The organism is Streptomyces sp. SID3343 (assembly GCF_009865215.1).
Classification (GTDB): Bacteria; Actinomycetota; Actinomycetes; order Streptomycetales; family Streptomycetaceae; genus Embleya.
The window spans coordinates 1-3821 of the sequence record NZ_WWJX01001131.1; the positions used below are offsets into that span (position 1 = coordinate 1).

At 72.3% G+C, this 3821-nt stretch carries 3 protein-coding genes; all 3 read left to right on the plus strand.

Annotated features, from left to right (window positions below; genetic code table 11):
- A partial coding sequence (locus GT354_RS35710) for an NHLP bacteriocin export ABC transporter permease/ATPase subunit (protein WP_161360541.1) occupies window positions 1-1843 on the plus strand: 1843 nt, incomplete at its 5' end.
- Window positions 1844-1930: 87 nt separating this feature from the next.
- Entirely contained in the window at window positions 1931-3316 is a 1386-nt protein-coding gene (locus GT354_RS35715) for a cytochrome P450 (RefSeq protein ID WP_161360542.1), read from the plus strand.
- Window positions 3313-3821: class I SAM-dependent methyltransferase (locus tag GT354_RS35720; protein WP_161360543.1), on the plus strand; the 509-nt coding region annotated here is incomplete at its 3' end. The genes GT354_RS35715 and GT354_RS35720, both read left to right, overlap by 4 nt.

A 3821-nucleotide genomic window follows, 5' to 3' on the forward strand; every position in this document is an offset into this window, starting at 1 on the left:
GGTCGCGCTGGTGTGGCGGCGGCGCCGCTACCACGTCCTCGACGCGGCGGACGGCGACTGGGTGCCGGTGACCCGCGCGGTCGCCGGCACGCTGGAGAACCGGGCCACGATGTTCTACCCCGCCTTGCCCGAACAGCCGGGGAAGAAGCGGGCGTTGCTGCGCTTCGGCATGCGCGGCAGCATGCCCGACGTACTCGTGTTGCTCGCGTGCGGCCTCGCGGCGGCGCTGCTGGGGCTTGCGGTACCGATCCTGACCGGCAAGGTGCTCGGCGTGTTCGTCCCCCAGGGCGACCGCGTCCTGGTGTCCCAACTGTGTGTCGTGCTGATCGCCTCGGCCGGGCTGGCCGCGGTCCTGTCGGCGGTACAGAACCTGTCCCTGCTGCGCGTGGAGGGCCGGTTCGAGGCGGTCGCGCAGGCGGCGGTGTGGGACAGACTGCTGCGACTGCCGACCACGTTCTTCGCGTCGATGTCTTCCGGGTCGCTGAGCAGCGCCGCGCTCGGCATCAGCGCCCTGCGCGAGATCCTGGGCGGCGTCACCGCGATGTTCGTGCCCGCGTGCCTGATCTTCCTGGTCAACCTGGGGCTCCTTTTCGTCTACAGCGTGCCGCTCGCGCTGCTCGCCGCGCTGCTCGCGGTGGTCGGCGGCGCGTTCTGCGCGATCACCGGGCTGCGCCAGATGCGGTGGCAGCGGGAACTGGTCGCGGAGGAGCACCGGTTGTCGGGCAAGATGTTCCAGTTGCTGTCCGGGCTGCCCAAGCTGCGCGTCGCGGCGGCCGAGGACCGGGCGTTCGGGTTCTGGGCGATGGGCTTCGCGCGCGGTCGCGAGTTGTCGGTACGCACTCGCCGGCTTCAAAACGCGGTCACCGTCTTCAACTCCGGATACCTGCTCGCGTGCACGCTGCTGCTGTTCGCGATGGTCACCGGGCCCGCGTCGGGACAGCTCGACACGGGCGACTTCCTGTCGTTCAACGTCGCGTTCGCCCTCATGCTCGGCTCGATCCTCCAGATGACCGCGAGCATCACCATGGTGGCCGCGGCCGTGCCGCTGTACGAAGGGGTGCAGCCGGTGCTCGCCGAACTGCCCGAGGTGCTCGAATCCAAGCAGCCGCCCGGCGACCTGTACGGCGGCATCGAGGTGAGCCGGCTGTCCTTTCGGTACCAGGAGGACACGCCGCCGGTGCTGGACGACGTGAGCCTGCGGGCCCGGCCCGGCGAGTTCGTGGCGATCGTCGGCCCCACCGGCTGTGGCAAGTCCACGCTCCTGCGGATGCTGATCGGCTTCGAACAGCCCACCAGTGGCTCGGTGTTGTACGACGGCCAGGACCTGTCGTCGCTCGACGTCGCCGCGGTGCGCCGCCAGTTCGGTGTGGTGCTCCAGAACGGGCAGTTGTTCGCGGGCAGTGTGCTGCACAACATCTGCGGGCTGCGCAACTACACGCTCGACGAGGCGTGGGAGGCCGCCGAGATGGCCGGCCTCGACCAGGACCTGGGCCGGATGCCGATGGGCATGCACACGGTGCTCTCGGACGGCGCGGTCACCCTGTCGGCGGGCCAGCGGCAGCGGTTGATGATCGCGCGGGCGTTGATCGGCCGGCCGCGCATCCTGTTCTTCGACGAGGCCACGAGCGCGCTCGACAACCGCACGCAGGAAGTCGTCACGCAGAGCACGCGGCGGCTCAACGCCACCCGGATCATCATCGCGCACCGCCTGTCGACGGTGATGCAAGCCGATCGGATCGTCGTGCTCGACGCGGGCCGGGTCGTCCAGTCGGGCCCGCCGGACCAGTTGCTCGCGGACGAGGACGGGCTGTTCTACAACCTGGTGCAGCGTCAGATGGCCTAGTGGCCGTGCCCGCGACGTGCGCCGGCCACAACACCGGGGCGTCTCCTCGACCTCACCTCACCTCATCCGATTCCCAGGAGGTAGTCCGTGCCCGGATCGCCCGTGCACAACCGCCCGCCCGGCCCCGCCGACGACCTCGACCTCGCCGGTATCCGGGCCGACCCGCTGGACTTCCTCACCGCGCTGGCCGCCGACTACGGCGACCTGTGCAGCCATCGCACGCGCGGCGAGGCGGTGTGGTTCGTCAACCGACCGGACCTGGTGCGGCACATCCTCAAGGACAACTACACGGCGTGGACGAAGGCCGGCACCCCTGACGACTTCATGCTCACCCCGCTGCTCGGCAAGGGTCTGCTGACCAGCGACGGCCCGGCGTGGGAGCGCCAACGGCGGTTGTGCGCACCGGCGTTTCGCGGTCGGCAGGTCGAGGAGTTCGACACGCTGATGACCGACGCCGCCGAGGACCTGGCAGCGACCTGGGAGAAGGCGGCGGCGGAGGGCCGTATGGTGCGCGTGGACCACGACTTCACCGCGCTGACCCTGCGGATCGTCGCGGACGCGCTGCTCGGCGCGGACCTCGCGGCGGCCGGGCCCGGCTTCGGCCGCGCCGTCGACGACATCAACCGCTTCATCGGCCACTTCGACGGCGAGCCCGCGCAACCGGGCGCGGACGACCCGGAGTTCGCCCGCTCCGGCCGGGCCTATGCCGCGGCCCGGTCCTTCCTGGCACGCGTGGTGGGCGTGCTCGTGGCCGCGCGGCGGTTCACCGGGCCGCCGGTGGACCGACCCGCCGACCTCCTCGACCGGATGCTCGCGTCGCGCGACGCGCACGGCGACGCGCTGACCGATCGCGAACTGCACGACCAGGTACTGACCATGGTGATGGCCGGCCACGAGACGACGGCGAAGGCGCTGAGTTGGACCGTGCACGTACTCGACCGCCACCCCGAGCACGCGGCCGCGGTACGCGCGGAGTTGGCGACGGTTCTGGGCGGACGGGTCCCGCGCGCCGCCGACCTGCCACGCCTGGACCTGACCCGGCGCTGCCTGGAGGAGGCGATCCGGCTGTACCCGCCCGTGTGGTTGATCTCGCGCCGGGCGGCCACCGCGGACGTGTTGGACGGGTACGACGTGCCCGCCGGGACGCTGGTGTGCATCAGCCCGTGGACCCTGCACCGGCACCCGGCGGTATGGGACGCGCCCGAGGAGTTTCGGCCCGAGCGCTTCACCGCGGCCGCCCGGCAGGCGCGGCCGGGTCACGCGTACGTGCCGTTCGGGGGCGGCCCTCGGGTGTGCATCGGGCAGTCGTTCGCGACGACGGAGGCGGTCCTGGTGCTGGCCACGGTGCTCCAACGCCTGGAACTGCGCGGGGTGGCGGGGCACGCAGTGGTACCGGAGGCGCTGGTGACCCTGCGGCCGCGCGACGGGCTGCTGATGACGCCGCACGTGCTCGCGGGCGGAGTCGGCCGATGAGCGCGGCGGAGGGCAGCTACCGCCCGCAGGCCGAACTGGGCGGTGTGGACGGGGAGATCCGCCGCCTGGAGACCCAGGCCGCGCTGAGTTGGACCCACGAGTGGCGCGTCCTCGCCGACTTGGCCCCGACCTCGGGCGGCGCGGTCCTGGACGCGGGCTGCGGCACGGGTGCGATCACCCGCCGGCTGCGGGCGGCGTTGGCGGATCCGGCTACCGCGGTGACGGGCCTGGACGCGGACGACCGCCTCCTGGACGTCGCGCGGGCGGCCGGCGGCGCGAACGACGACATCCGCTACGTGCGCGGCGACCTCACCGAACCACCGTTGCCGGCGGCGCACTTCGACCTGGTCCTGTCCCGCTACGTGTTCCAGCACCTCCCCGACCCGACCGCCGCCGCCCGCTCCCTCGCGGCCCTGGTCCGCCCCGGTGGCCGGCTGGCCGTGATCGACGTCGACGCCGGCCTGTGGGGCTACGCCGATCCGGACCTGTCGGCGCTGTCCGCCGA